At 63.9% G+C, this 25,830-nt stretch carries 25 protein-coding genes and 1 pseudogene; 16 read left to right on the top strand and 10 right to left on the bottom strand.

Annotated elements, in window-relative coordinates:
* Window positions 1-220 precede the first annotated feature (220 nt).
* From AC0L3K_RS33980 to AC0L3K_RS33965, 4 genes are all read left to right on the top strand, one after another.
* Entirely contained in the window at window positions 221-1,726 is a 1,506-nt protein-coding gene (locus AC0L3K_RS33980) for a M81 family metallopeptidase (protein ID WP_354128111.1), read from the top strand.
* A gap of 13 nt (window positions 1,727-1,739) precedes the next feature.
* Window positions 1,740-2,912, top strand: coding sequence for a M20 aminoacylase family protein (locus tag AC0L3K_RS33975; RefSeq protein ID WP_007602524.1), 1,173 nt, complete (start codon window positions 1,740-1,742; stop codon window positions 2,910-2,912).
* Window positions 2,905-4,326, top strand: coding sequence for an amidase (locus AC0L3K_RS33970; RefSeq protein ID WP_219685707.1), 1,422 nt, complete (start codon window positions 2,905-2,907; stop codon window positions 4,324-4,326). Before AC0L3K_RS33975 ends, AC0L3K_RS33970 begins: the two co-directional genes overlap by 8 nt.
* 98 nt (window positions 4,327-4,424) lie before the next feature.
* Entirely contained in the window at window positions 4,425-5,315 is an 891-nt protein-coding gene (locus AC0L3K_RS33965; protein WP_377789178.1) for a crotonase/enoyl-CoA hydratase family protein, read from the top strand.
* 105 nt (window positions 5,316-5,420) lie between these two features.
* Here AC0L3K_RS33965 and AC0L3K_RS33960 read toward each other — a convergent pair whose 3' ends face one another.
* Both AC0L3K_RS33960 and AC0L3K_RS33955 read right to left on the bottom strand, forming a co-directional pair.
* Entirely contained in the window at window positions 5,421-6,398 is a 978-nt protein-coding gene (locus AC0L3K_RS33960; RefSeq protein WP_473367642.1) for an NADPH:quinone oxidoreductase family protein, read from the bottom strand.
* On the bottom strand, window positions 6,398-7,006 hold the full coding sequence (locus AC0L3K_RS33955; protein ID WP_219685719.1) for a 2-hydroxychromene-2-carboxylate isomerase: 609 nt from the start codon (window positions 7,004-7,006) through the stop codon (window positions 6,398-6,400). The genes AC0L3K_RS33960 and AC0L3K_RS33955 overlap by 1 nt, the downstream gene beginning before the upstream one ends.
* Window positions 7,007-7,116: 110 nt before the next feature.
* On the opposite strand from AC0L3K_RS33955, the gene AC0L3K_RS33950 reads away from it, so the two are divergent.
* Both AC0L3K_RS33950 and AC0L3K_RS33945 read left to right on the top strand, forming a co-directional pair.
* The gene (locus AC0L3K_RS33950) at window positions 7,117-8,139 is read left to right on the top strand and encodes a methionine synthase (RefSeq protein WP_219685718.1); all 1,023 of its coding nucleotides are present in this window, start codon (window positions 7,117-7,119) and stop codon (window positions 8,137-8,139) included.
* Window positions 8,108-8,371 (top strand): hypothetical protein, encoded by a 264-nt coding sequence (locus AC0L3K_RS33945; RefSeq protein WP_245286113.1) that lies wholly within the window; start codon window positions 8,108-8,110, stop codon window positions 8,369-8,371. Before AC0L3K_RS33950 ends, AC0L3K_RS33945 begins: the two co-directional genes overlap by 32 nt.
* Here the strand turns inward: AC0L3K_RS33945 and AC0L3K_RS33940 are convergent.
* From AC0L3K_RS33940 to AC0L3K_RS33930, 3 genes are all read right to left on the bottom strand, one after another.
* Window positions 8,368-8,985 (bottom strand): hypothetical protein, encoded by a 618-nt coding sequence (locus tag AC0L3K_RS33940; RefSeq protein WP_007602506.1) that lies wholly within the window; start codon window positions 8,983-8,985, stop codon window positions 8,368-8,370. The two genes, AC0L3K_RS33945 and AC0L3K_RS33940, sit on opposite strands and share 4 nt — an antisense overlap.
* Window positions 8,986-9,092: 107 nt before the next feature.
* Window positions 9,093-9,620: a xanthine phosphoribosyltransferase gene (gene gpt / locus AC0L3K_RS33935; RefSeq protein WP_219685723.1), complete on the bottom strand. Its 528-nt coding sequence runs from the start codon at window positions 9,618-9,620 to the stop codon at window positions 9,093-9,095.
* 33 nt (window positions 9,621-9,653) lie between these two features.
* Window positions 9,654-10,391: a competence/damage-inducible protein A gene (locus AC0L3K_RS33930; RefSeq protein ID WP_473255741.1), complete on the bottom strand. Its 738-nt coding sequence runs from the start codon at window positions 10,389-10,391 to the stop codon at window positions 9,654-9,656.
* 277 nt (window positions 10,392-10,668) lie between these two features.
* Between AC0L3K_RS33930 and AC0L3K_RS33925 the strand changes: the two genes are divergently transcribed.
* The 5 genes from AC0L3K_RS33925 to AC0L3K_RS33905 all read left to right on the top strand — a co-directional run bounded on the left by AC0L3K_RS33925 (window position 10,669) and on the right by AC0L3K_RS33905 (window position 15,661).
* Complete coding sequence (locus AC0L3K_RS33925; RefSeq protein WP_007602500.1) at window positions 10,669-12,087, top strand: circularly permuted type 2 ATP-grasp protein; 1,419 nt, start codon at window positions 10,669-10,671, stop codon at window positions 12,085-12,087.
* Between the two features lie 4 nt (window positions 12,088-12,091).
* Entirely contained in the window at window positions 12,092-13,036 is a 945-nt protein-coding gene (locus AC0L3K_RS33920; RefSeq protein ID WP_007602499.1) for an alpha-E domain-containing protein, read from the top strand.
* A gap of 109 nt (window positions 13,037-13,145) precedes the next feature.
* Window positions 13,146-13,994 carry a transglutaminase family protein gene (locus tag AC0L3K_RS33915; RefSeq protein WP_219685647.1) on the top strand — a complete coding sequence of 283 codons (849 nt, stop codon included), beginning with the start codon at window positions 13,146-13,148 and terminating at the stop codon, window positions 13,992-13,994.
* Window positions 13,995-14,117: 123 nt separating this feature from the next.
* Entirely contained in the window at window positions 14,118-14,876 is a 759-nt protein-coding gene (locus tag AC0L3K_RS33910; protein ID WP_219685646.1) for a proteasome-type protease, read from the top strand.
* Window positions 14,877-14,902: 26 nt separating this feature from the next.
* Window positions 14,903-15,661 carry an SDR family oxidoreductase gene (locus AC0L3K_RS33905; protein WP_007602492.1) on the top strand — a complete coding sequence of 253 codons (759 nt, stop codon included), beginning with the start codon at window positions 14,903-14,905 and terminating at the stop codon, window positions 15,659-15,661.
* A gap of 154 nt (window positions 15,662-15,815) precedes the next feature.
* Here AC0L3K_RS33905 and AC0L3K_RS33900 read toward each other — a convergent pair whose 3' ends face one another.
* Window positions 15,816-17,054, bottom strand: coding sequence for an MFS transporter (locus AC0L3K_RS33900; RefSeq protein ID WP_219685650.1), 1,239 nt, complete (start codon window positions 17,052-17,054; stop codon window positions 15,816-15,818).
* Between the two features lie 158 nt (window positions 17,055-17,212).
* Here AC0L3K_RS33900 and AC0L3K_RS33895 point away from each other — a divergent pair, with 158 nt between their 5' ends.
* On the top strand, window positions 17,213-18,463 hold the full coding sequence (locus AC0L3K_RS33895) for a NupC/NupG family nucleoside CNT transporter (RefSeq protein ID WP_007602488.1): 1,251 nt from the start codon (window positions 17,213-17,215) through the stop codon (window positions 18,461-18,463).
* 126 nt (window positions 18,464-18,589) lie between these two features.
* Here the strand turns inward: AC0L3K_RS33895 and AC0L3K_RS33890 are convergent, their stop codons facing one another.
* Entirely contained in the window at window positions 18,590-19,660 is a 1,071-nt protein-coding gene (locus AC0L3K_RS33890) for a threonine aldolase family protein (RefSeq protein ID WP_007602486.1), read from the bottom strand.
* 27 nt (window positions 19,661-19,687) lie between these two features.
* The gene (locus tag AC0L3K_RS33885; protein WP_219685645.1) at window positions 19,688-20,608 is read right to left on the bottom strand and encodes an amino acid ABC transporter substrate-binding protein; all 921 of its coding nucleotides are present in this window, start codon (window positions 20,606-20,608) and stop codon (window positions 19,688-19,690) included.
* 114 nt (window positions 20,609-20,722) lie between these two features.
* On the opposite strand from AC0L3K_RS33885, the gene AC0L3K_RS33880 reads away from it, so the two are divergent.
* Both AC0L3K_RS33880 and AC0L3K_RS33875 read left to right on the top strand, forming a co-directional pair.
* Window positions 20,723-21,682: a LysR substrate-binding domain-containing protein gene (locus AC0L3K_RS33880; RefSeq protein ID WP_246649619.1), complete on the top strand. Its 960-nt coding sequence runs from the start codon at window positions 20,723-20,725 to the stop codon at window positions 21,680-21,682.
* Window positions 21,683-21,803: 121 nt separating this feature from the next.
* Window positions 21,804-23,930 carry an O-linked N-acetylglucosamine transferase, SPINDLY family protein gene (locus AC0L3K_RS33875; protein ID WP_219685644.1) on the top strand — a complete coding sequence of 709 codons (2,127 nt, stop codon included), beginning with the start codon at window positions 21,804-21,806 and terminating at the stop codon, window positions 23,928-23,930.
* Between the two features lie 12 nt (window positions 23,931-23,942).
* On the opposite strand, the gene AC0L3K_RS33870 is transcribed toward AC0L3K_RS33875, so the two are convergent.
* Window positions 23,943-24,482, bottom strand: a complete 540-nt coding sequence (locus tag AC0L3K_RS33870) for a cupin domain-containing protein (protein ID WP_007602478.1) — start codon at window positions 24,480-24,482, stop codon at window positions 23,943-23,945.
* A gap of 148 nt (window positions 24,483-24,630) precedes the next feature.
* Complete coding sequence (locus AC0L3K_RS33865) at window positions 24,631-24,918, bottom strand: usg protein (RefSeq protein ID WP_007602477.1); 288 nt, start codon at window positions 24,916-24,918, stop codon at window positions 24,631-24,633.
* 377 nt (window positions 24,919-25,295) lie between these two features.
* On the opposite strand from AC0L3K_RS33865, the gene AC0L3K_RS33860 reads away from it, so the two are divergent.
* Window positions 25,296-25,610 carry a co-chaperone GroES gene (locus tag AC0L3K_RS33860; RefSeq protein ID WP_007602476.1) on the top strand — a complete coding sequence of 105 codons (315 nt, stop codon included), beginning with the start codon at window positions 25,296-25,298 and terminating at the stop codon, window positions 25,608-25,610.
* A 44-nt stretch (window positions 25,611-25,654) separates the two neighbouring features.
* Window positions 25,655-25,830, top strand: a pseudogene (gene groEL / locus AC0L3K_RS33855) (chaperonin GroEL); the annotation flags it as partial.

The following is a 25,830-nucleotide window of genomic DNA, read 5'->3' as shown; positions in this document are numbered from 1 at the left end:
CCCCCCCCCCCCGCCCGCCTCCTGCCCCCCCCCACAACCAAAACCCACCGGCCCCCGCGCGGGGTTTTGTTTTGTTTGTCGTCGGCGCCCAAACCAGGGCGGTTGCGACAAGCATTCCCAAAACGGCCTGACGCCATGCATGGCGCGATTGCTTCCCGGCTTGCTCTCGCCGCAAGCACAGGGCTAACGTCGCGCACTTTCAATTGCTGGACTTGAGTTGATGACACGTATCGCCGTCGGCGGCTTCCTGCACGAGACCAACACCTTCGCTCCGACGAAGGCGACCTTCGCGGACTTCCAGCACGGCGGCGGCTGGCCGGCAATGACGCAAGGTCCCGACGTGCTGAAGGTGATGCGCCGAATCAATGTCGGCCTCGCCGGTTTCGTCGACAGCGCCGAGGCCCACGGCTGGGAACTCGTTCCGACGATTGCCTGCGGCGCGAGCCCCTCGGCGCATGTCACCAGGGACGCCTTCGAGCGCATCGTGAAGGTCATGGTCGACGGAATTGCAGCCGCCGGCCCGATCGACGCCGTCTATCTCGATCTGCACGGCGCGATGGTCACGGAACATCTCGACGACGGCGAAGGCGAGATCCTGGCGCGCGTGCGCCGCGTCATCGGCAAGGACATTCCGCTGGTCACCAGCCTGGATCTCCACGCCAACGTCACCCCCGAGATGATGGAGCATGCGGACGCGCTGATCGCCTACCGCACCTATCCCCATGTCGACATGGCCGAGACCGGCCGCGCCTGCGCGCAACATCTCGCATTGCTGCTGAAGACAAAGCAGCGTTTCGCAAAAGCCTTCCGGCAATTGCCGTTCCTGATCCCGATCAGCTGGCAGTGCACCAACGACCAGCCCACCAAGGGCATCTACGAAAAGCTTGCCGCGCTGGAGAGCGATGCGGTTCCGACATTGTCCTTCGCACCCGGCTTCCCCGCCGCCGATTTCCGCGATTGCGGGCCGAGCGTGTTCGCCTTTGGCAAGACGCAAGCCGATGCCGATCGCGCGGCGGATGCGATCGTGAAGCTGATCGAAAGCCACGAGGACGATTTCGACGGCAAGATCTGGTCACCCGATGACGGCGTGCGCCACGCGATGGAACTCTCGAAGGGCGCGAGCAAGCCGATCATCATCGCCGACACCCAGGACAATCCCGGCGCCGGCGGCGATTCCGACACCACCGGAATGCTACGAGCGCTGGTCCGCAACAAGGCCAGCGCCGCGACCGGTGCGATCTACGATCCGGAATCGGCCAAGGCCGCGCATGCAGCCGGCGTCGGCGCCACCGTGACGCTGTCGCTCGGCGGCAAGTCCGGCATTCCCGGCGATGAGCCCTATCGTGAGACCTTCGTCGTTGAAAAGCTCTCCGATGGCCGCTTCATCGCGCCCGGGCCCTACTATGGCGGCCGCGAGATGGAGATGGGCGCGTCCGCCTGCCTTCGCATCGGCGACGTCCGAATCGTCGTCTCCTCGCACAAGGCGCAGCTCGCCGATCAGGCCATGTACCGCTATGTCGGCATCGAGCCGACCGAAGAGAAGATTTTGGTCAACAAGAGCTCGGTGCACTTCCGCGCGGATTTCGAGCCGATCGCGGAAAAGCTGATGATCTGCGCTGCCCCCGGCGCGATGCCGGCCGACACAGCCACGCTGCCATGGACACGCCTGCGGCCGGGCATCCGCATCAAGCCGAACGGCCCGGTTTTCACTCCCTCCTCACGCTAACTGGACAGAACACATGCCCACGATTGACCGCATCGACGGCTATGCCGACGAACTCACCGCTATCAGGCGCGACCTCCACGCCCATCCGGAAATCGGCTTCGAGGAAGTGCGCACCTCCGGCATCGTCGCCGACAAGCTGAAGAGCTGGGGCATCGAGGTGCATCGCGGTCTCGGCGGCACCGGCGTGATCGGAATCATCAAGGGCAAGGGGTCGAGCGGCAAGCGCATCGGGCTTCGCGCCGACATGGACGCGCTGCCAATGGAGGAGAACACCAATCTGAAATGGAGTTCGAAAATCCCGGGCCGCTTCCACGGCTGTGGCCATGACGGCCACACCACCATGCTGCTCGGCACCGCGCGCTACCTCGCCGAGACCAAGAACTTCGACGGTACCGTACACCTGATCTTCCAGCCGGCCGAGGAAGGCCTCGGCGGCGCCCGCGCGATGATCAAGGACGGGCTGTTCGAGAAGTTTCCCTGCGACGAGCTCTACGGCCTGCACAATGCGCCGGACCTCAACCACGGCGAGATCGCGATCCTTCCCGGCCCTGCGATGGCCAGCGCCGACTTCTTCGACCTCCGCATCACCGGCTACGGCGCGCACGGCGCGATGCCCGAACGCTCCAAGGACGCTGTGATCATCGCGACCACGCTGGCGCAGGCGATCCAGACCATCGTCAGCCGCAACGTCGAGCCGCTGCAGGCCGCAGTCGTCTCGATCACGCAGATCCACGCCGGCTCGGCGTACAACGTCATCCCCGGCGAAGCGCATCTTTGCGGCACCATCCGCACTTTCTCGAAAGAAGTCCGCACCCTGATCAGCGAACGCATTCGCACGATCTGCGCCGGCATCGCGAGCGCCTATCAGTGCGTGATCGACGTCGACATCCGCGACACCTTCGATGTGCTGGTCAACCAGGTCGAGCAGTCCAAGGTGGTCGAAGACGTCGCGCGCACCATCGTCGACCCCGCCAACGTGATCACCCGCGCCCAGCCGAAGATGGGCAGCGAGGATTTTGCCGACATGCTGCAAACCATTCCCGGCGCCTATTTCTGGGTCGGCCACGACGGCTCGGTGCCCGTGCACAATCCCGGCTTCGTGCTCGACGACAAGATCCTGCCGATCGGTGCCAGCATGTTCGCCCGGATCATCGAGACCCGGATGCCGGTGGGTGCCCATGCATAAAAAGAGCGTCGAAGAGGACGTCACCTCGCTGCACGATCTCTCCGCGGTCGATCTAATCGCGGGCTATCGCGCCAAGCAGTTCTCGCCGAGCGAGGTGCTGGAAGACGTGCTCGCGCACGTCGCAGCTTGGGAGCCGCACCTCAAGGCGCTCTATGCATTCGATCCCGACGGCGCGCGCGAGGCCGCGAAGGCCTCGACCGCACGCTGGACCGGGGGCGAGCCGTCCGGAGCGCTCGACGGCGTGCCGGTGACGGTGAAGGACAACATCGCGACCAAAGGCGTGCCGGTGCCGCTGGGCGCGGCCAGCGTCAAGCTGGTGCCGGCCGAGAAGGACGCACCACCCGCCGCGCGGCTGCGCGAGGCCGGTGCGATCATCTTCGCCAAGACCACCATGCCCGATTACGGCATGCTGTCCTCGGGGCTGTCCTCTTTCCATGCGCTCGCGCGTAATCCCTGGGACCTCTCCAAAAATCCCGGCGGCTCCAGCGCCGGCGCGGGCGCCGCGGCCGCGGCCGGCTATGGCCCGCTGCATCTCGGGACTGATATCGGCGGCTCGGTCCGCCTGCCCGCGGGCTGGTGCGGCCTCGTCGGATTGAAGCCGAGCTTTGGACGCGTGCCGATCGATCCCGCCTATGTCGGCCGCGTCGCCGGTCCTATGACCCGCACCGTCGACGATTGCGCGCTGATGATGAGCGCGATCGCAAAACCCGACCGGCGCGACGGCACGAGCCTGCCCGCGGAGCCCCTCAACTGGAAGGGGCTGGAGAAATCCCCGCGCAAACTCCGCATCGGACTGATGCTCGATCCCGGCGTTGGCCTGGCGCTGGAGAAACCGGTGCGCGAGGTCGCTGTGAAGGCGGCGAAAGCGTTCGAATCCGCAGCCGCCGTCGTCACCGAAGTCGACGGCATCCTCACGCGCGAGATGCTCGACGGCCTCGACAATTTCTGGCGCGCGCGGATGTGGGATGATCTGTCGAAGCTGACGCCCGCCGAACAGGCAAAGGTGCTGCCCTACATTTTCAAGTGGGGCGAGTCCGGCGCGAAGCTCTCGGGTGTCGACGTTATCCGTGGCTTCAACCAGACTATGGCAATCCGCGCCGCGGCATCGAAGCTGTTCTGCGAACTCGACTATGTGATCTCGCCGACCGCGCCGAACGTGAACTATCCGGCGGAGTGGGCCTCGCCGACCAACGATCCCATGAAGCCTTTCGAGCATATCGCCTATACCGTTCCGTGGAATATGTCGGAAAATCCGGCGATCTCCATCAACGGCGGCTTCGACGCCAAGGGTTTTCCCATCGGCGTGCAGATCGTCGGCCGCCGCTTCGACGATATCGGCGTGCTCGGCATGGCCAAGGCGTTCGAGAGCCTGCGCGGCCCGCAGAAGCCCTGGCCCAGCCCGCCGGCGAAGTAGAGCTTGGCCACCACACGCCCAGTCCGCGCAAAACGGACGCTGGCAGCCATGCATGACGTCTCTTCGAGACAGAATTCAGGACAGGGAAGGAAACCACCATGGCGTATGAGACGATTAAATACGAAATCGCCGAGCAGATCCTCACCATCACGCTGAACCGGCCCGACAAGCTCAACGCCTTCAACGCGCAGATGCAAGGAGAGCTGATCGACGCGTTCGACGCCGCCGACAAGGACGACGACGTCCGCGCCATCATCGTCACAGGCGCCGGCCGCGGTTTTTGCGCGGGCGCAGACCTTTCGTCTGGTGCCGACACCTTTGATCGCGACGCACGGCGCGGGCCGGTGAAGCGCTTCGCCGACGGAAAGGTCGACTACAGTGATTCCCAGGTGCGCGACGGCGGTGGCCAGGTGACGCTGCGCATCTTCAAGTGCCTGAAGCCGGTGATTGCCGCGGTGAACGGACCCGCGGTCGGCATCGGCGTCACCATGCAGCTCGCTATGGACATCCGCATCGCGTCCGATGCCGCGCGGTTCGGCTTCGTGTTCTCCCAGCGCGGCATCGTGCCGGAAGCTGCCTCGAGCTGGTTCCTGCCGCGCATCGTCGGCATCTCGCAGGCGCTGGAATGGTGCTATTCGGGCCGCGTCTTCCCGGCGCAGGAAGCCCTCGCCGGTCGCCTCGTCAGCAAGGTCGTAGCCCCTGATGATCTGCTGCCGACCGCCCGCGCGCTCGCCAAGGAATTCGCGGCGAAGACGGCGCCCGTGTCAGTGGCGCTGATCCGCCAGATGATGTGGCGCATGATGGGCGCCGACGATCCGATGGAGGCCCACAAGGTCGACAGCCGTGGCATCTACGCCCGCGGCCGCTCGGACGATGTGAAGGAAGGCGTGGTGTCGTTCCTGGAAAAGCGCCCTGCGCAGTTCAAGAACAAGGTATCGAGCGACATGCCGGATTATTTCCCGTGGTGGACAGAGCGGGAATACAAGTAGGGCATCGTAGGGTGGGCAAAGCGAAGCGTGCCCACCATTCTTGTCACGGTTGCCGATAAATGGTGGGCACGGCGCTCACGCGCCTTTGCCCACCCTACGGCACTGTCACTCCATCACCAACGCCACGCGCCCGATCGCCTTGCGGTCGATCAGCAACCGCATCGCCTTCGCAACCTCCTCCAGCGGCAGGCGGTGCGAGACGTTGGGCCGCAGCTTGCCCTCCTCGGCCCATTGGAGCAGCGCCTTCAGCCTGACCTCACCGAGCGCGGGATTTTTGCGTACCGCTTCGCCCGCTCGCACGCCGAGCACGCTGGCGCCTTTGATCAGCAAGAGATTGGTTTTCGCCGAGCCGATGCCGCCGGTGAAGCCGATCACCAGCAGCCGTGCGCCCCAGGCGATGCAACGCATCGAATTCTCGAACACTTCGCCGCCGACGGGATCGAACACGACGTCGGCACCGCGACCGTCGGTGATACGTTTGACGGCATCACGAAACGGCTCGCGGTCGTAGCGCACGAGATGATCGGCGCCCCGCGCCCTGGCAATCGCGAGCTTTTCGTGGCTGGAGGCCGTCGCAATCACGGTCGCGCCCAGCATCTTCCCGATCTCGACGGCAGCAAGGCCCACGCCCCCGCCGGCGCCATGCACCAGCAGCACCTCGCCCGGCTCGACCCGGCCGCGATCGATCAGCGCGTGATAGGCGGTGCCGTGCCCGGCGAGATAAGTCGCGGCCTCCGCATAGTCGAACGTCGATGGCATCGACGTGAGCTGCGACGGCGTCGCCACGGCTTCATCCGTGAAGGCGCCGTGCCGCATCTTGACGATGACCTTGTCGCCGACGGCGACGCCGCTCGCCTCTGCGCCGACCTCGGTCACGTCGCCGGCCGCCTCCATTCCCGGCGTAAACGGCAGCTCCGGCTTGAGCTGGTACTCGCCGGCCGCCATCAGCACGTCTGGAAAATTCAACCCAGCCGCACGGATCGCGACGCGCACTTCGCCCGGCTTCAGGGCGCGCGACGGAAACTTTTCGATCTGCAATTTTTCGGGCGCGCCGAGCGCGCGGCAGACGACAGCCCGCACCATCAGGCCGCGCTCGCCTTGCCGCGCAGCAGCGCCTCGCGGATCAAGGGCAGGCGGTCATTGCCGAAATACATGTCGGTCTTGCCGACGAAGATCGTCGGCGAGCCAAAGCCGCCGCGGGCGACGACTTCTTCGGTGTTGGCCTTGAGCTGATCCTTGATTCCCTGCCCGGAAATGCCCGCGAAGAATTTCTGCTCATCGACGCCGACCTTCCTGCAGATCTCGGCGAGCACTGCGTCCTGCGAGATGTCCTTGTCCTCGCCCCAATAGGTCTCGAACACCGCCGTGGCGAAAGGCACCGTTTCCTGCCCGAGCCAGATGCAGCCGCGCATCGCTTTGACGCTGTTGACCGGAAACACCGTCGGCGGCATCTTGATCGCGAGACCGGCCGAGCGCGACCAGTCGGCAAGGTCCTTTTTCATGTAGCGCGCCTTCAGCGGCACCGGTGTCTCACGTTGCGCATAGACACTTGGGTTGACCGTATTGAAGATGCCGCCCACCAGGATCGGCCGCCAGATGATCTCCGCGCCAACCTCCCTGGCCAGCGGCTGGATGTTGTGGAAGGCGAGATAGGTCCAGGGGCTGGAACAGTCGAAGAAGAATTCGATCATGGCGTTTCCGGTCCGACGCCGCCGGTTTCAAGGCGACTTTTGTTGTTCTGTACCTCGACGTTAAGACATGGCAGGAAGGGGCGCAATCACAACTCGCCGAGAGGGCCGCCATGCTGTTTCCAACCACGATCGCCGGCTCCTTGCCGAAGCCGGAATGGCTCGCCGAACCCAACATGCTCTGGGCGCCCTGGAAGTCGCAAGGCGACGAGCTCGTCCGCGCCAAGCGCGATGCGACGATGCTTGCCGTCAAGGTCCAGGAGGATGCCGGGATCGACATCGTCACCGAGGGCGAGCAGGCCCGGCAACATTTCGTCCACGGTTTCCTGGAGAAGATCGAGGGCATCGATTTCGCCCACAAGGTCGAGATGGGCATCCGCAAGGATCGCTACAAGGCGATGGTGCCTCAGGTCGTGGCCCCACTCCGGCTCAAAGGACGCGTCCACGCCGACGAAGCGCGCGTCGCCCGCACGCACACCAAGAAGAAGCTGAAATTCACCCTGCCCGGCCCGATGACCATCATCGACACCATTGCCGATCGCTACTATGGCGATCGCGTCAAGATGGCCTTTGCGTTCGCCGAACTCCTGAACGAGGAAGCCAAGGCGCTCCGGGCCGACGGCGTCGATCTCGTGCAATTCGACGAGCCCGCCTTCAACGTCTACATGGACGAGGTCAACGATTGGGGCATCAAGGCGCTGGAGCACGCCGCGCAGGGCCTGACCTGCGCCACCGCCGTGCACATCTGCTACGGCTACGGCATCAAGGCCAACACCGACTGGAAGGAAACGCTCGGCGCGCAATGGCGGCAGTACGAGCAGATCTTTCCCGCGATCGACGCCAGCCCGATCCAGCAGGTCGCGATCGAATGCCGCAACTCGAAGGTGCCGCTCGACCTGCTTGCCCTGCTCAAGACCAAGATCGTGCAGGCCGGCGTGATCGACGTCGCCAGCGACACGGTGGAGACGGCCGATGACGTCGTGCAGGTGATCGACGCGGTGTCGAAATTCGTGCCCAAGAGCAACATCATCGCCACCACCAATTGCGGCATGGCGCCGATGCGGCGCGAGATCGCCGAAGCCAAGCTGATGGCGCTTGGGGCCGGTGCTGCGCTGGCACGCGAGAAGCTGGGTTAAGGCGGTGGTCCGATCCGCTTTCGTTGTTGCGACGCTTGCGGCGATCGCACTGCCGGCGCGCGGTGAGGATCGCTCGGTGCTCCTCACCTGCAAGGCGATGGTGGAGCGAGCATCGAGGGAGGCGAACGCCGCCAACGAAGTCGAACTGATCCGGTGCCGTCAAGTGATCCGCGAATGGGCGCTGCGCGATGCGCGCACGACAGTGGATGAAGACGGCAATCCGCTGCGCTAGCGGCGCGCGGTCGGATGCAGCACAGGCTGATATCCGGAGTTGATCGCGCGGAGTGTGGAAGGCGGCGTCAACAGCATCGGATGATCGAGGGCGCTCGGATACGCGGCGTAGCCCGCGAATGACCACAGCAGCGCTTTGCCCTGCGCGACGAGGAAGCAGTCATCCCCCTGCTGCACCATCGCGCCGTCCGGTAATTCCGCGAGCGGCCTCGGCAGCGCATGCAGCCGTTTCTTGCCGCGCTCGAGTCGTTCCCGATGCAGTACGGCATCCATCGCCTTGGCGCTGATGCCGCTTGCATCATTCCCTGCTTCCCATGCATTGCGAAAGCGCTTCGCATCGTCACGGCGGCAGAAGAAGCAGGGACGGTGGCCTGCGGCAAAGGCGGTGGCCTCGTCCAGGAAGAACAGTTCGGTCCAACTCCGCCGCGCCATCACCGGCCGCCGCCAGCCGCGGAATTCACATAGGCAGGTGATCCAGGCCGGCGACGACCAGCGCTTTTTCAGCAGCGTCTTGGTCGCGGGATCATGGATGATGCCGCGGTTACCGGTGAATAGGCCGCGATGTGGTGTCGCGATGATCTCGCCGGTCGGCGTGACGCGGTTTTGCAGGGGCATGGTCGCTTCTGCCCGTCATTGCGAGGAGCGAAGCGACGAAGCAATCCAGACTATTTCCGCGGACACATTTCTGGATTGCTTCGCTGCGCTCGCAATGACGGTGATACTCACGCCGCCCCGTCGCGAAGCGGCGGGTGGTACGACAGCGCGGTGTCCCAGGGGAAGAATATCCATGTGTCCTGCGAGACTTCGGTGATGAAGGTATCGACCAGCGGACGTCCCTTCGGCTTGGCGTAGACGGTGGCGAAATGCGCATCGGGGAGCATCGCGCGCACCAGCTTGCCGGTCTTGCCGGTATCGACGAGGTCGTCGACGATCAGGAGCCCCTTGCCGGTGCCGCCGCCGAGCTTCATCACGTCTTCGGAGATGCCCTTCAGCACTTTGAGGTCGCCCTGTTTGTCGTGGTCGTAGCTGGCGATGCAGACCGTATCGATCACGCGCACGCCGAGCTCGCGGGCCACGATCGCAGCTGGCACAAGCCCGCCCCGGGTGATCGCGATCACCGCATGAAACGGACCAACCTCGTTGAGCCGCCAGGTCAGCGCCCGGCAATCCCGGTGGAACTGGTCCCACGAGACCGGAAAGGGGCGGCCCGCCCGTTCTTGCGGACTTAGTTCCGGTGCTTCAGCAGCCATTGTCGTCTCCTTCGTCTGCCGGCAGCTTGGTTGTTAGCGGCTGATATTCAATCCCGCCAGCATTGCCTTCACCGCGGCCATCGCCGCCGCCAACTTGTCCGCATCGCGCGAGCGCACCACCAGATTGGTGTTGGGCTTCTGCTCTTCATCCGTGAAGGGATAGCTGCCGATGATGGTGTCGGGATGTTCGGCGGCAATCGCCCGCAGCGGGCCGCCGATGTCGCCTTCCCGCGCATTGGCGCGGACCGATTCGGAGAGCATGCGCACGCCCGATTTCAGCTTGGGCGAGACAATGTCCATCATCGCCTGCATGATCGAGGGCACGCCCGCCATCACGATGACATTGCCGATCTTGAAGCCGGGGGCGAGGATGGTCGCGCTCTGGATCAACTCGGCACCATCAGGAATCCGGGCCATGCGCAGGCGGGCCTCGTTGAGGTCCTGCTCGCTCCAGCGCTCGCGGAAACGGGCGACCACCTCCGGGTGATGGTCGATGCCGACGCCGAACGCCTTGGCGACGCTGTCGGCGGTGATGTCGTCATGGGTCGGCCCGATGCCACCTGTGGTGAAGACATAGGTGTAGCGATGCCGCAATGCATCCAACGCGGCAATGATGTCGGGCTCGTCGTCGGAGACGACCCGGACCTCCTTCAGGTCGATGCCGATATTGGTCAGGTATTCGGCGATGAAGCCGATGTTCTTGTCCTTAGTCCGGCCGGACAGGATTTCGTCCCCAATGACCAGAATACCCGCCGTGACGATCTCGCTCATACCTCAAGTCCCTCACCTATCGGCGCGACTTTGCCGAGGTAACGCGTTGAAGTCACGCGGTTTTGCTGCCGAAATAAGCAGTCCTCAGCCATTTTTTCAGGCAAGCCGCCGGCCATCCCCGGCAAATGTCCTCTCCCCATGCTTATCGCGCTGGCCCGGCCCTTGCTACCGCATGAAAGTCATGCACTCTTGCCGCATGGCCAGGACGTTGCGGTCTTCACCAAGGCCTGGCGGCCTGTCGAATGGCGCAACGCCTTGCGGAGACAAGTCGGGATCTATGGCAGTCGCGTTTGATGAAATGAACATTCCCGGTGGGGACCTTCGCCCCGCCTATCAGGAGCTGGCGCGCTGGCTCAAGGAGACGCCTCCCGAGGCGCTCGAATATCGGCGCCAGGAGGCCGAGCTCCTCTTCCGCCGCATCGGCATTACCTTCGCGGTCTACGGGGACTCCGAATCCACGGAGCGCCTGATCCCCTTCGACGTGATCCCGCGGATCATGTCCGGCAAGGAATGGTCGCTGCTGGAGAAGGGCCTGAAGCAGCGCGTGCGCGCGCTCAACATGTTCCTGCGCGACATCTATCACGGCCGCGATATCCTGCGCGCCGAGATCGTGCCCGCCGATCTGATCTTCCAGAACCCGGTGTTCCGTCCTGAGATGAATGGCCAGCAGGTGCCGCACGACGTCTACGTGCACATCGCCGGCATCGATATCATCAGGGTCGATGCCGAGGACTTCATCGTGCTGGAGGACAATGCGCGCACGCCTTCGGGCGTGTCCTACATGCTGGAAAACCGCGAGATCATGATGCGGCTGTTTCCGGATCTGTTCGCCCGTCACAGGGTGGCGCCGGTCGAACGCTATCCGGACGAGCTGCTGTCCGCCTTGCGCTCGGTGGCGCCGCAAAGCGCCTCCGGCGAGCCGACCGTCGCGCTCCTCACGCCGGGCGTCTACAACTCGGCCTATTACGAGCACTCCTTCCTCGCCGACAAGCTCGGCATCGAACTCGTCGAGGGCCGCGACCTCATCGTCAAGAACAACGAAGTGTTCATGCGCACGACGGAAGGGGTGAAGCGTGTTGACGTGATCTACCGCCGCGTCGACGACGACTACCTCGACCCCCTCACATTCCGCCCCGACTCGGCGCTCGGCGTGCCCGGGCTGATGTCGGCCTACGCGGCCGGCAACATCACGCTCGCCAACGCCGTCGGCACCGGCATCGCCGACGACAAGGCGATCTACTCCTACATGCCGGAGATCGTGAAATTCTATCTCGGCGAGGAGCCGATTCTGAAGAACGTGCAGACCTGGCGCTGCCGCGAGCCGAAGGATCTCGCCTATGTGCTGGACAATTTGAACGAACTCGTCGTGAAGGAGGTGCACGGCTCCGGCGGCTACGGCATGCTGATCGGACCTGCCGCGACCAAGGCGACGATTGAAGCCTTCCGCGAAAAGCTCAAGCGCGAGCCCGAAGGCTTCATCGCGCAGCCGACGCTGGCGCTCTCGACCTGCCCGACCTGCACGGCATCCGGCCTTGCGCCGCGCCACGTGGACCTGCGACCGTTCGTGCTCACCGGCAGCAAGAGCACCACGATCGTGCCCGGCGGGTTGACACGCGTTGCCCTGAAGGAAGGCTCCCTGGTGGTGAATTCGAGCCAGGGCGGCGGCACCAAAGATACCTGGATCCTGGACGAGTAGAGAGATGCTGTCGCGTACCGCCGAAAACCTCTATTGGCTCGCCCGTTACGTCGAACGGGCCGAGTATCTCGCGCGCACCATCGATGCGACGCTGCGCGTCACCGCGCTTCCCGCCGCCTATATCGGCAAGACCAACGAATGGGACTCGGCGCTTTTGACCGCCGGCGTCGCCGCGAGCTTCTATCAGCAGTATGAAGAAGCCAACGAGCACAACGTCGTCGACTATCTCTCGTTCTCCGCGGACAATCCGTCCTCGATCAGGAACTGCATCGAGGCGGCGCGGCTGAATTCGCGCTCGGTTCGCACAGCGCTGACGAGCGAGATGTGGGACACCATCAACTCGGCCTGGATCGAACTGCAGGAGGTCTGGAGCAGAGGGACCTCCACGCGCGAGGATCTCGCAAAGTTCCTGCGCTTCGTGCAGGAGACCTCGCTGCGTTTCGACGGCTCGGCCTACCGGACCATGTTGCGCAACGACGCGTACTGGTTTTCGCGGATGGGCCTGCATCTCGAACGCGCCGACAACACCGCACGTATTCTCGACGTGAAATACCATGTGCTGCTGCCCGAGGAGGAGCACGTCGGTGGCCCTCTCGATTTCTACCAGTGGACCTCGATCCTGCGCTCGGTTTCGGCGCTGACGGCCTACCACTGGGTCTATCGCGAGACGCTGAAACCCTGGCTAATCGCGGACCTCCTGATCCTCAACGACACGCTGCCGCGTTCACTGGCGAGCTGCTACGGCAACCTCGTGCGCAATCTCGATCAGATCGGGGTCGCCTATGGCCGCCAGGGCCCGGCCCAGCGCCATGCCCGCGGCATCCGCAACCGGCTGGAACACAGCAATATGAACGACATTTTCCAGCATGGCGTGCATGAATTCATTCAGGAATTCATCTCGGACAATTCCAGGCTGGGCGAAATCATCACGAAGCAGTATTTGATCTGACCTTCTGTCATTCCGGGACGGTCCGTAGGACCAGACCCGGAATCTCGAGATTCCGGGTTCGATGCTGACGCATCGCCCCGGAATGACCATTTAGAAATCACGGTCCACCATGCGCCTGCGAATCCTGCACACCACGACCTATCGCTACGAGCCGCAGGCTACGAGCGTGATCCAGATCCTGCGCATGACGCCGGGCAGCCATGACGGGCAATATGTGGCGGAGTGGCAGATCGACGTGTCGACCGACACCAAGCTCGACACCCACGAGGACGCGTTCGGCAACGTCACCCATGTGCTGTCCTGCGGACCCGTCGGCGACATCAAGATCACCGCCGAGGGCCTGATCGAGACCCACGACACCGGCGGCGTTCTTCGCGGCGCCGACGAGCGCTTTCCGGCCGGCATGTTCTTGCGCGCCACCGACCTCACCGCGGTCAATCCGGCGATGAATGCGGTCGCGCGCCAGCTGCGCAGCGAGGCCGAGAGCGACATGCTCGGCTTCCTGCACACGCTGATGACGCAAATCAGCGATCACATGACGTTCGACGAGGACCCCACCAACAGCGGCACGTCGGCGGCGGAAGCGTTCACGCTCAAGCGCGGCGTCTGCCAGGACTACGCGCACATCTTCATCGCCTGCGCGCGCAGCGGGGGCGTGCCGGCGCGCTTTGTCTCCGGCCACTTCCTGCGCTCAGACGGCACGGTGCATCAGGACGCGGGCCATGCCTGGGCGGAGGCCTATGTCGACGGTCTCGGCTGGGTCGGCTTCGACCCCGCCAACAGCATCTGCGCCACCGACGCCCATGTCCGCGTCGCGATCGGGCTGGATTATCTCGGCGCAGCGCCCGTGCGCGGCACCCGCTATGGCGGCGGCGCGGAGACGCTGTCGGTGGCGGTCAAGGTCGAGCAGGCCGGCCGCGGCGGCCAGTCGCAATCGCAGTCCCAGCGGCAGAGCTGAGCCGCGCCGCGCGCGCCCCTCACCCACAGTCGGTTTCCACCCTGCCGCCCCGCGGCAATCGGGGGTTGGAGCGGCCCTTGAAATTGGCTAGTAATTCCGCGCAAACGCGTTCGGGGACTGGAAATGACCTATTGTTGCGGAATTCTGGTTCGGGACGGTCTGGTGATGATCGCCGACACCCGCACCAATGCGGGCCTCGACAACGTCTCGACCTTCCGCAAGCTCCACATCTTCTCCAAGCCCGGCGACCGCATCATGGCGATCGCCAGCGCCGGCAACCTCGCCGTCAGCCAGTCGGTGCTCTCGACGCTGACCGAGGGCCTCGAAGACCCCAACACGGGTGAGATCGAGACCCTGATGAACGCGCCGACCATGTTCCAGGCCGCCCAGCGCATTGGCCGGGCGATCCGGGCCGTGCACGCGACCGAGGGCCCGGCGCTGAGATCCGAGGACGTGTCGTTCGACGTCTCCTTCCTGTTCGGCGGCCAGATTAGCGGCGCGCGCATGCGCCTGTTCATGGTCTACACCGCCGGCAATTTCATCGAATGCACCACCGACACACCCTATCTGCAGATCGGCGAGCACAAATACGGCAAGCCGGTGCTCGACCGCGCCATGCATTACGACGTCGAGCTCTACGAGGCACTGAAGACCGGGCTGATCTCGATGGATTCGACCATGCGCTCGAATCTCGGCGTCGGCCTGCCGATCGACGTACTGGTCGTGCGCGCCGACGCCTGCGAGGCCGATCTCAACCACCGCATCGAGGCGGGGGAGCCCTATTTCCACGATTTGCGCTCGCGCTGGTCGGCGGCCTTGCGCGCCGCACATCAGAACATTCCGCGGCCGCCCTACAAGAACGAAAAAGACTCCAAAACCTGACAGATCAAGAGAAAAGGCAGGAAACGATGAGTGAAGCGAAAAAGATCGCGGTGGTGACGGGCGCCGGCACCGGAGTCGGGCGCGCGGCGTCACTGGCGCTGATGAACACCGGCTTCACCGTGGTGCTGGTCGGGCGCCGGCCCGACATGCTCGAGGAGACGGCCAAGCTCGGTCCTGCGGGAAAAAGCCTCTGCGTCACCGCCGACATGACCAAGCCGGACTCGATCGCCGCGCTGTTCGACAAGGTGAAGGCCACCTATGGCCGGCTCGACGTGCTCTTCAACAATGCCGGCATGGGCGCACCGCCGGTGAATTTCGAGGATCTCAGCCTCGAGCAGTGGCAGGCGGTAGTGAACACCAACCTCACAGGCCCGTTCCTGTGCACCCAGCACGCCTTCCGCATCATGAAGGACCAGAGCCCGCGCGGCGGCCGCATCATCAACAACGGCTCGATCTCGGCGCATGCGCCGCGGCCGTTCTCGGCGGCCTATACTTCGACCAAGCACGCCATCACCGGCCTCACCAAGGCGTCCAACCTCGACGGCCGCATGTACGACATCGCAGTCGGCCAGGTTGACATCGGCAATGCCGCGACTCCCATGACCGATCGCATGGTCAACGGTCCCGGCGTGCTGCAGCCCGACGGCACGTCGAAGCAGGAGCCGCGCATGGACGCGAAAGCGGTCGGCGATGCCGTCGCCTACATGGCCGGCCTGCCGCTCGATGCCAACGTGCTGACCATGACCGTCATGGCAACCAAGATGCCGTTCGTCGGGCGGGGTTGAACGCCGCTCTCGTGCCCCGGACGCAGCGCGGCATGCAATGACGCGCTGCTGAGCCGGGGCCCACGCATCCGCGACCTCGTTCTTGGCGTTCTGGGTCCCGGCTCAGCAGCGCGTCACTTCGTGCCGCACCGCGTCCGGGACACGAGGCCTTCCCCTACTCCAAACTCTCCACCTGCCGCAGGCTCGGAAACAGCTTCATCCACAACAGCGCCACCGCGACCGTGCAGACGCCGCCCAGCACGGCAGCTGGCATGGCGCCGAACAGTGCGGCGGCAACCCCGCTCTCGAACTGGCCGAGCTGGTTCGAGGCGTTGATGAAGAGGAAGTTCACCGCACCGACCCGGCCGCGCATCTCGTCGGGGGTCGCGAGCTGCACGAGCGAGAAGCGGATCACGACGCTGATCGTATCGGCCGCGCCGAGAACGGCGAGCGCGAGCACCGACAGCCACATCCAGGACGACAGTGCGAACACGATCGTTGCGACGCCGAACACGATCACGGCCTGAAACATGCGCAGGCCCACATGCCGCGAAATGGCGTGTCGGGCCAGCACCATGGTCATCAGCAGCGCGCCGACCGCGGGCGCGGCGCGCAGGATCCCGAGCCCCATCGGACCGGTCTGGAGGATATCTCGGGCATAGATCGGCAACAGCGCGGTGACGCCGCCGAACAGCACCGCGAACAGATCGAGCGAGATGGTGCCGAGGATCGCCGGATTGCTGCGGATGAAGCGGACGCCGGCGAAGATATCGTCGGCTCCCGCCATATCCTTGGCGATCGCCTGCGGGCGCGGCCGGATGAAGCCGGTCAGGATCATCCCGAAGATCCAGAACAGCACCATCACCGCGTAGGCGAGATGCGGCGCAACCGCGTAGGCAAAACCGCCGAGCGCCGGCCCTGTAATGGTCGCGACCTGCGCCGCACCGCTGGAGACGGCGGTGGCGCGCTGGAGCGAGCCCTGCGGCGCGATCGCCGGCAGCAGCGCGGCAGTGGTCGGACTTTCGAAGGCTCCGGCAATGCCGAGCACGAAGGTTGCCACGAAAATCTGAAGTTCGCTGACCAAGCCGAGATAGGTGATGACGCCGAGATAGAGCGCGGTCGCGGCTTCCACGAGCTGGCAGAGCTGGACCACGCGCTTGCGCTCGTAGCGGTCGGCGGCATGGCCGGCGACGAACACCAGCAGCGCGGTGGGCAGGAATTGCACGAGGCCGACCATGCCGAGATCGAAGGCCGAGCCCGTGAGATCGTAAATCTGCCAGCCGATCGCGACCGCCGCGATCTGGCTGGAGAAACGCGACAAGCTGCGCGAGAGCAGAAAGAACAGGAAGGCGCGATGGGAGAGGAGCGCGCGGGCGCTGACCGGCGGGTTTCCCGATATTGGCTGGCTTGGCATCGCCTCTTCGGTCACGTTCGGACTATCCGGCTCCTGATGGCGACGTGCTCCGGGTGGCTGACGCGGACCTGCTTGTCAACAGCGGGACGCTCCGACAATTTTCCGGCATTGCGTTTGCAATGCAGGGGTGGCCATAATCATCGGGGTTTGGGGACATCATGCTGCGGCTGCAATCGGCACTCGGCATTTTCGCATTGCTGTTGATCGCCTTGGTCCTGAGCGAGAATCGCCGCGCGGCCTCGCTGCGCCAGGCGGCGATCGGCCTCATCGCTACCTTCGTCACCGCGATCGTTCTCCTGAAGGTGCCCGTCGTCGCGCGCGCCTTCGGTACCATCAACGACGCCGTGGGCGCGATCTCGGCGGCCTCGCGCGCCGGCTCCTCCTTCGTGTTCGGCTATGTCGGCGGCGGTCCCCTGCCCTTCGACCTGAAAGCACCGGGTGCCGATTTCGTCCTGGCGTTCCAGGCGCTGCCGATCGTGCTGGTCATGAGCGTGCTGACGACGCTCTTGTTCTATTGGCGCGTGCTGCCGCCGGTGGTGCGCGGCATGGCCTGGCTGCTCGAGCGGACGCTCGGCGTCGGCGGCGCGGTCGGGCTCTCGACCGCCGCCAACATCTTTCTCGGCATGGTCGAGGCGCCGCTGTTCGTGCGACCTTATCTCGCGCAGATGACCCGCAGCGAGTTATTCCTTGTAATGACCGGCGGCATGGCCGGCATCGCCGGCACGGTGCTGGTGCTGTATGCGACGCTCCTTGCTCCCCTCATTCCCGATGCAGCCGCGCATTTCGTCATCGCCTCGGTGCTGGGTGCGCCGGCCGCGATCCTGGTCAGCCTGATCATGGTGCCCGAGACATCCGACAAGCGCACCGGCGGCGCACTGGAAGATCCCGACATGGAAGTCTCCGGCACGATGGATGCGATCGTGAAAGGGACCGGCGCGGGGATCGAGCTGCTGATCAACATCGTCGCCATGCTGCTGGTGCTGGTGGCGCTGGTCTACCTCGTCAATGCGATCCTCGGCCTGCTGCCGGATATCGGCGGCGCCGCGATCTCGTTGCAGCGCCTGCTCGGCCTCGTGATGGCGCCGGTGTGCTGGCTGATGGGATTGCCGTGGGACCAGGCGATCACCGCCGGTAGCCTGATGGGCACGAAAACCGTGCTGAACGAGCTGATCGCCTATGTCGACTTCTCGAAGCTGCCGCCCGGCACGTTCGATCCGCGCTCGCGCCTGATCATGCTGTATGCGATGTGCGGCTTCGCCAATTTCGCCAGCCTCGGCATCATGATCGGCGGTCTCGGCGTGATGGCGCCGGAACGGCGCGAGGAAATCAACGCGCTCGGGCTGAAGTCGATCGTGTCGGGGACGCTGACGACGTGTCTGATGGGGGCGGTGGTGGGCGTGCTGACGTAGTAACGATCTCGTAGTCCGGATGGAGCGCAGCGCAATCCGGGAAAGCCTATCGGTCGCAAGCAGCGGCCCCGGATTTCGCTTCGCTCCATCCGGGCTACAAGAGACCCGATTCACATCGGCAGATGTCTAAACCAAAGCCGCAGCCACGGTGCGAAATGCCATGACCGCACGATCAATATCCGCATCATCGATATGGCGATGGGTCACACAACGCAAGCGATGCTTGCCCCAAGGCCTCGCCCGCAGGCCCGCCTTTTCGAGAGCCCCCGACCACACGGCGCTGTCGCGCCCGGAGAGAGAGACATCAACCTGCACGATGTTCGTCTGCGGGATTGTCGCGCTGATGTTTGGATGCATCGCGTTCAACGCATCACTCAGGGCTCGCGCACGCCGGTGATCCTCCGCCAGACGCGGCCCCATGACCTGAACCGCCTCCAGGCCGGCCGCGGCGAGGACGCCGATCTGGCGCTGCGTGCCTCCGAGCATGCGGCGAAACCTGCGACTGCTGTCGATCACCGCGCGCGGCCCGGCGAGCACGGCACCGGCGGGTGCGCTCAGGCCCTTCGACAGACACAGAGACACCGTGTCGCAATGTCTCGCAACCTCGGCCGGCGTCGTTTCAAGGGCGACGGCGGCGTTGAACAGCCGCGCGCCGTCGAGATGCACCGGCACACCGCGGGCTGAGGCCATGGCGTGCACGGCCTGCATATGATCCAGCGGCAATACGGCGCCGCTCGCGTTGTTGTGCGAGGTTTCCATTGCGACAAGAGCGGTCCCGAGCTTGAGCCCTTCGCCCTGCAGGGCGTCCTCCAACAAATTCAGGTCCATAGCTCCGGCGGTGCCGGCTATTGCAAGATAGAACTGCCCGGTAAACGTCGCCGCCCCTCGTTCCGAGGTGTACATATGGGCATTCGATTCCAGCACGATCTGTTCGCTGCGCTGCGACTGCGCCAGCGTCGCCAGCAGATTGGCCATGGTGCAGCTCGGCACAAACAGGCCGGCGTCCTTGCCCAACGCCGCAGCTGTGACGGCCTCCAGCTCTTGCACCGTCGGGTCACCGTCCAGCCCGTCATCGCCGAGCGGCGCAGAGGCCATGCGGCCATACATCGCCTCGGTCGGCTTGGTGACAGTATCGCTGCGCAGGTCGATGGGTGGCAACCCGGCGCCCGCCGGACTCGTGTCGTGTTGATGTGCCATTGCGAGACCTCTAGAGCGCTTGTCGCGTCATTCGTAGACTGCCGGGTCGCCGGAATCCGTCGGGTTGGCCAGCGCCCGCTTCAGGGCGGCGCTCATCGGAAATTTCAGGTTGAGGCCATGCGGCGGGATCGGTGAATTGAAATATTTGTCGTAGAGCGCCTCAACCTGCCCGCTCTTCATCAGATCGATCACGGCATCGTCGACCATCTTCTTGAAAGCAGGGTCATCCTTGGGTTGGACGATACCATAGGGCGCCGTCTCGAGACTCTTGCTACCGATCAGGAAGTCATCCGGCGTTCTGGACGATGCGACCGTGGCATAGGCGAGACCGTCATCGTTGGCGGTGCCGGCCACACGGCCCGTCGACACCAACAAGAAGGTCTCGGCGGTGTCCTTGGCTGGCACCACCGTGATGCCGAGATTGTCCCTGGCGTTGATCAGCGTAATCACCTTGAAAGTCTGGCCGCCGGCTTGGGCGGCGATGGCCTTGCCGCGAAACGAAGCCGGCTCGTTGACATCGACCCCCCCATCCTTGCGCGCGACGAGGACAACCTGCGCAACGAAGGTGGTGGGAGCAAAGGCAACGAGTTTATGCCGCTCGACATTGTTGGTCGTGTTGCCGCATTCGAGATCGATCGTCCCGTTGGCGAGCAGCTGAATCCGTGTCGCCGAGGTTATGGGGTTATAGCGAATCTCGAGCTTCGGGAGCTTGAGGGCCGTCTTGATCGCCTGCACCACCTGTTCACAGATTTCCACGGTGTAACCGATCGGCTTCTGGTTACCGTCGAGATAGGCGAAGGGCACCGAGGTCTCGGGGTACCCCAATGTGATCGAGCCGCTCTCACGGATCTTGTCGAGCCTGCTCGCACCCTGGGCCATGGCCTCGCTGGAAAGAAGAACACCAGCGACGGTCGCCGCGGCCAGTGCCTTGATCATTGTCGCTTTCATATGTCCCCTCTTGTCGCGAATGTCGGTGACGCCCTCCACGGCGGGTGAGCAACCACAGGACAGCTCCGTACGAACGGCTTCATGCTCTGGACTATCGTCGAAAAGCCCGATCTGATGAAATTCCAGTTTCATACTCTCCTATACGGATTTGATATGGCCACCAGACGCATGGGCCTGAAGCATGTGGAGGCTTTTCGGGCGGTCTTCGTGACGGGATCGATGACGCAGGCGGCTCAGCGCATGCATACCTCGCAACCCCAGATCAGCCGCTTGATCGGACAGCTGGAAGCGATCACACAATTCCCGCTGTTCGACCGCAGTGGCGGCCGCCTCCGCCCGACGGTGGACGGATCGCGCTTTTTCCAGGAGGTCGAGAAGACTTTCATCGCCTTGGCAGGACTGGAGGCCAGCGCAGCCAGCATCCGCTCGTTCGGTATGGGTCGGTTAAGCGTTGCGGCGATGCCGCGCCTGGCCGGCGGCCTGCTGACGCGCATCGCGGCACGCTTCAAGGTGGACTATCCGCATGTGATGATCTCGATCCGATCCGGCACGGCGAGCGCCGTGCACGACTGGGTCAGTTCCGGGCTTTGCGACACCGGATTGGCGATGCTCTACGGCGAGGTTGCCGGGGTGCATGTCGAGCCGGTGCTCAAGACCCGTTGCGTCGCGATCATGCCGAAGGCGCATCGTCTTGCGCAGAAGAAGACGTTGCGTCCCGCCGATTTCGCCGACGAGGCCTTCATTTCCTTCGCCACGGGGAGCCCACTATACGATCGCATCGATACGATCTTCGCGCAGGCGGGCGTCGCGCGCCGCATTGTTGCGGAGACCGATCTGGGCGCGTCGGTCTGTGCCCTGGTCGCGGCGGGCCTCGGCATCAGCATTATCAACCCGATTGCCGCGCATGACGAAAGCTCTGGCGCGGCTCTGGTCACGCGCCCCTTCAACCCGGCTGTCCCCGTTACGATCGCATTGCTCTATCCGCCTTATGCCGCGCGCGCCCGGTTGATTGATGCCTTCAGCGAATATGCTCGCAAGGTCATGAGCGCGGAATTGGGCTATCTCGAGCGGTAGTGGGTCGATCCGGCGTGAAGCTTGTGTGAGGCTGGTGCCGTCGCAGCTCCGATAGAGCGCAGCGCAATCCGGACAATCCTTCCATGTTAATCTCTTCAGGAGATTCGGGTGGAATTGATTCATGAGCAACAGCGCAGGCCAGCGGGCATTTCAAAATGCCCGGCTTCAGAAACGGCAAAAAGCCGAGGTGACGCCGTTGCTCGCGCGCGCCCTCCAGCTGCACAAAGCGGGACTTCTCCGCGAGGCCAAGGCGGCCTATCGCGAACTCCTGGAGCTCGCGCCCAACCAATTCATCGCGCTTCATTTGCTGGGCGTCTTGGAGTCTGAAGCCAAAAACTATCAGCAAGCGCAAGTTCTGCTGAGCCGAGCGGTTGCCGTGGATCCGCGATCTGCCGAAGCTCATATGAGCCTGGGCGTCGCGCTCAACGGGCTCAAACGTCACAATGAGGCCCGCGAGAGCTATCGAAAGGCCCTCGCCTTCCGACCCAACTACGCCTTAGCCCTGTCCAATCTCGGGAACGCGAGCGCGGCCCTTGAACTTTACCAGGAAGCGCTCGAGAGCTACGACAAGGCGCTCGCAATCGACGGAAAACTTTCCGAAGCCCATAACGGCCGGGGTTGGGCGCTCTGCCGTCTGCGCGCCTATGACGAGGCTATCGCAAGCTTAAACCGCGCGCTATCGATCAAGCCTGACTATGCCTCGGCGCTGTCGACCCGCGCCGTTGCATTGCGGGAACTTCAGCGATTTGACGAAGCCATGGCGGATTGCAATCGAGCAATCGCCCTGGCACCCGATGACGCGAATGGGTGGCTCCGGCGGGCCAGCATCCTGCTCCTGACCCGGCAAGTTGCTGAAGCATTGGCCGATTGCGAGATGGCTCTCGCGACCGATCCCGGCTTCTCTCAGGCCCACAGCCTGCTCGGCCAATGTCTCGCGGCACTTGGCCGGGTTGACGAAGCCCTCGCCAGTTTCGACAGAGCTCTCGACATCGAGCCTGATCAGAGCACGATCTCCAGCAAGATATTCACCCTCGATTTTGTGGCCGACGCCAGCGTTGCGCAGCATCAGCAAGCGCGACATGTATGGTGGGAGCAGATCGGTGCGAAGATCGCCTCAGCAGCGGCGGGACCGCATGATAACAGCCGCGATCCGGATCGCCGTCTGGTGCTGGGTTATGTCTCGTCGGATTTTCACGCACATTCGGCGGCGTTCGTTTTCAAGCCGGTCTTGCAGCACCATGATCGGGCACAGTTCGAGATCGTGTGCTACGCGTGTTCAGCGAAAGCGGATGCGACGACCCGCGAATTTCAGGGGATCGCCGATCGCTGGCGCGACGCCTCGCAATGGTCCGACGATCGTCTCGCCGCTCAGATCCGCGCCGATGGCGTCGATATCCTGATCGATCTGTCCGGCCATACCAGCGGAAACCGCCTCGGTGTGTTTGCGCGCAAGCCCGCACCTGTTCAGGCGCATGGCTGGGGCCACGGTACCGGCACCGGGCTGCCGACGATCGATTATCTATTCTCAGACCCGGTCGCGATTCCTGTCGCGGTTCGGCATCTGTTTGCGGAGACCATCGTTGACCTGCCGTGCTTTGTGACGCTGGCGCCGCTGCCGGCGGGGATTGCGCGGGCGCCGACGCCGGCGATTGCGAACGGCTTCGTCACGTTCGGTGTCTTCAACCGCATCAGCAAGATTTCGAACGAGGCAGTGGAAGTCTGGTCCAGGATTCTCGAGCGGGTGCCGGGTTCGCGACTGCTGATCAAGGATACCGCGCTGGACGCTCAGCTGGTCCGCGACAACCTGCTGGCGCGGTTTGCCGCTTGCCGATTGCCGGCCGAACGCGTCGATCTGCTCGGAGCCACGTCGCGCGACGAACATCTGGCAACGTTCAATCGGGTCGATATTGGTCTCGACCCATTCCCGCAGAATGGCGGCGTCAGCACTTGGGAAGCCTTGCAGATGGGCGTGCCGGTGGTGGCGAAGCTCGGTCATAGCCTGCCGAGCCGTGCTGCCGCCTCCATCCTTGCCGCGCTGGGCCTGCCGGACTGGGTCGCGGATAGCGATGAGGCGTATGTCGAAATCGCAGCGAGCCGTGGGTCGCAGATCGGCGAGCTCGATAAGTTGCGCGGCGAACTGCCCGGACAAATCAAGGCTGCCGCCGCCGGCAACCCCGTCTCATACGCGCAAGCGGTGGACGATGCCTATCGCGCGATGTGGAAACGCTATTGCAACGACGGCGGCTGATCTGCGCGTCGCCTACGCCTTCAACTCCACCGTCCTGAACTCCGCCGGCAGGATCACCTCCAGCAGTTCGACGTCGTCCGAATAGTCGAGGATCATGTGCTTGATCTTCGGCGGCTGGGTCCAGGCGCTGCCTTCTTTCATCAGCGTCTCGCCCTCTCCGTCCATATAGGTCTTCACCCAGCCCTTGAGCACGTAGACCATCTGGAATTCGACGTCGTGGAAGTGCAGCTTCGACACCTCGTCCGGATTGCAGGGGCCTTGCAGCCGGATCACGTGCGCTTGCGCGAGGCCGTGGCTCGCGGCGGCGATGCCGAGATCGCGATACTTCGCGTAGGTGCGCAGGCCGTCGGCCTTGAAATCTTCCTCGCGGTGATGGCTGATCGCGATGCGCTGCTTGGGCCGCGCGGTTTTCTTGACGGATGACTTGGCCGTTGTCGTGGGGGCTTTTGCCTTCACCGCCTTGCGCGCCGTGGATCGTGCTGCGGGTTTGGCCCCGCTTTGCTTCTTCACCGCCGCCTGCGATGCGCTACGCGATTTTGCTTTCTTGGCCATGAGCGGCCTCCCCTGTTGTTATGGGGAGAGGCTAGCACAGAAGCGAAATCGTGGGGTGGGTCAGCGCGAACGTAACCCACCTCTTCTTTCCGCAACCGTTGAAGCATGGTGGGTTACGCTGACGCTAACCCACCCCACAGCTCCGCCTTCAATGCAGCCGGAACACGCCGTCCACCGCGCGCAGCTCGGCCGGCTTGATCAGCTTGGAATGCGCGACGGTGACCGAGAATAGCGGCCCGTCGAGCTTCTTCTGCCAGAACGCCAGGAAATCCGTCAGCGCGGGAAATTTCGGAAACATGTCGTAGTTCTGCCAGACATAGGTCTGGAGCAGCGAGCGATGATCCGGCATCCGGTAGAGAATTTCGGCCGTCGTCAGCCCGTAACCCAGCACCTGTTTCCGGAAGTCGTCGGAAACAACCCCAACTCGCGAGACCATGCCAACCTCCTTTGCAGGAGCGCATATTCAAGGGATGGCTTTCCGGTACGCGCCCTACGAGCCACCCGGCGGAGATGCGCTCACATGAGTGAAATGTGACGCAAACTGACAATCCATCTCAAGCCCAAAAGTTTAACAAGCTGTTGAAATTCAATGCGTTAGCAGCAGATGCGGCTCCGTGCTAATACGGGCGCCGGCGCGATTAACGATGGGAAGAGATTTTGGCAGGCGGCGCTTCCGAGTGCTATTTTTCTGCTACAAGCCCTTGCTCCCGCCAAAATCCTGCCTTATCTCAGCTGTGCCTGTGCTAGCACTCGCGGGCGCAGACTGCTAACAACCCCAAATTCCCAACTCGTGCAAAAGCTTAGGAGAACTGCATGAAATTCCGTCCGCTTCACGACCGCGTCGTGGTCAAGCGCATCGACGCAGAAGAGAAGACCGCTGGCGGCATCATCATTCCCGACACGGCCAAGGAAAAGCCCTCGCAGGGCGAGATCGTCGCCGTGGGCCCGGGTGGCCGCGACGAAGCAGGCAAGCTGATCCCGATCGACCTGAAGGTCGGCGACCGCGTGCTGTTCGGCAAGTGGTCCGGCACTGAGGTCAAGATCGACAACATCGATCTGCTGATCATGAAGGAAAGCGACATCATGGGCGTCCTCGACGTCCCCGCTTCCAAGAAGAAGGCGGCCTAAGAGCCCCTCTCTTATCCAGCTAAACACCTAAGGAAAAAATCCAGATGGCAGCAAAAGAAGTTAAATTCTCCGTTGATGCGCGCGACAAGATGCTCCGCGGCGTCGACATTCTCGCCAATGCGGTGAAGGTCACGCTCGGTCCGAAGGGCCGCAACGTCGTGCTCGACAAGTCGTTCGGCGCTCCCCGCATCACCAAGGACGGCGTCACCGTCGCCAAGGA

Source organism: Bradyrhizobium sp. MI1.10, from assembly GCF_055811035.1.
This window is presented reverse-complemented; position numbering and strand designations above follow the sequence as displayed.

Excerpts from the sequence above, each read along its gene's own strand:
- AC0L3K_RS33980 (WP_354128111.1), top strand. The coding sequence starts at position 221 with ATGACACGTATCGCCGTCGGCGGCTTCCTGCACGAGACCAACACCTTC.
- AC0L3K_RS33975 (WP_007602524.1), top strand. The coding sequence starts at position 1,740 with ATGCCCACGATTGACCGCATCGACGGCTATGCCGACGAACTCACCGCT.
- AC0L3K_RS33970 (WP_219685707.1), top strand. The coding sequence starts at position 2,905 with ATGCATAAAAAGAGCGTCGAAGAGGACGTCACCTCGCTGCACGATCTC.
- AC0L3K_RS33965 (WP_377789178.1), top strand. The coding sequence starts at position 4,425 with ATGGCGTATGAGACGATTAAATACGAAATCGCCGAGCAGATCCTCACC.
- AC0L3K_RS33960 (WP_473367642.1), bottom strand. The coding sequence starts at position 6,398 with ATGGTGCGGGCTGTCGTCTGCCGCGCGCTCGGCGCGCCCGAAAAATTG.
- AC0L3K_RS33955 (WP_219685719.1), bottom strand. The coding sequence starts at position 7,006 with ATGATCGAATTCTTCTTCGACTGTTCCAGCCCCTGGACCTATCTCGCC.
- AC0L3K_RS33950 (WP_219685718.1), top strand. The coding sequence starts at position 7,117 with ATGCTGTTTCCAACCACGATCGCCGGCTCCTTGCCGAAGCCGGAATGG.
- AC0L3K_RS33940 (WP_007602506.1), bottom strand. The coding sequence starts at position 8,985 with ATGCCCCTGCAAAACCGCGTCACGCCGACCGGCGAGATCATCGCGACA.
- gpt (WP_219685723.1), bottom strand. The coding sequence starts at position 9,620 with ATGGCTGCTGAAGCACCGGAACTAAGTCCGCAAGAACGGGCGGGCCGC.
- AC0L3K_RS33930 (WP_473255741.1), bottom strand. The coding sequence starts at position 10,391 with ATGAGCGAGATCGTCACGGCGGGTATTCTGGTCATTGGGGACGAAATC.
- AC0L3K_RS33925 (WP_007602500.1), top strand. The coding sequence starts at position 10,669 with ATGGCAGTCGCGTTTGATGAAATGAACATTCCCGGTGGGGACCTTCGC.
- AC0L3K_RS33920 (WP_007602499.1), top strand. The coding sequence starts at position 12,092 with ATGCTGTCGCGTACCGCCGAAAACCTCTATTGGCTCGCCCGTTACGTC.
- AC0L3K_RS33915 (WP_219685647.1), top strand. The coding sequence starts at position 13,146 with ATGCGCCTGCGAATCCTGCACACCACGACCTATCGCTACGAGCCGCAG.
- AC0L3K_RS33910 (WP_219685646.1), top strand. The coding sequence starts at position 14,118 with ATGACCTATTGTTGCGGAATTCTGGTTCGGGACGGTCTGGTGATGATC.
- AC0L3K_RS33905 (WP_007602492.1), top strand. The coding sequence starts at position 14,903 with ATGAGTGAAGCGAAAAAGATCGCGGTGGTGACGGGCGCCGGCACCGGA.
- AC0L3K_RS33900 (WP_219685650.1), bottom strand. The coding sequence starts at position 17,054 with ATGCCAAGCCAGCCAATATCGGGAAACCCGCCGGTCAGCGCCCGCGCG.
- AC0L3K_RS33895 (WP_007602488.1), top strand. The coding sequence starts at position 17,213 with ATGCTGCGGCTGCAATCGGCACTCGGCATTTTCGCATTGCTGTTGATC.
- AC0L3K_RS33890 (WP_007602486.1), bottom strand. The coding sequence starts at position 19,660 with ATGGCACATCAACACGACACGAGTCCGGCGGGCGCCGGGTTGCCACCC.
- AC0L3K_RS33885 (WP_219685645.1), bottom strand. The coding sequence starts at position 20,608 with ATGAAAGCGACAATGATCAAGGCACTGGCCGCGGCGACCGTCGCTGGT.
- AC0L3K_RS33880 (WP_246649619.1), top strand. The coding sequence starts at position 20,723 with ATGAAATTCCAGTTTCATACTCTCCTATACGGATTTGATATGGCCACC.
- AC0L3K_RS33875 (WP_219685644.1), top strand. The coding sequence starts at position 21,804 with ATGAGCAACAGCGCAGGCCAGCGGGCATTTCAAAATGCCCGGCTTCAG.
- AC0L3K_RS33870 (WP_007602478.1), bottom strand. The coding sequence starts at position 24,482 with ATGGCCAAGAAAGCAAAATCGCGTAGCGCATCGCAGGCGGCGGTGAAG.
- AC0L3K_RS33865 (WP_007602477.1), bottom strand. The coding sequence starts at position 24,918 with ATGGTCTCGCGAGTTGGGGTTGTTTCCGACGACTTCCGGAAACAGGTG.
- AC0L3K_RS33860 (WP_007602476.1), top strand. The coding sequence starts at position 25,296 with ATGAAATTCCGTCCGCTTCACGACCGCGTCGTGGTCAAGCGCATCGAC.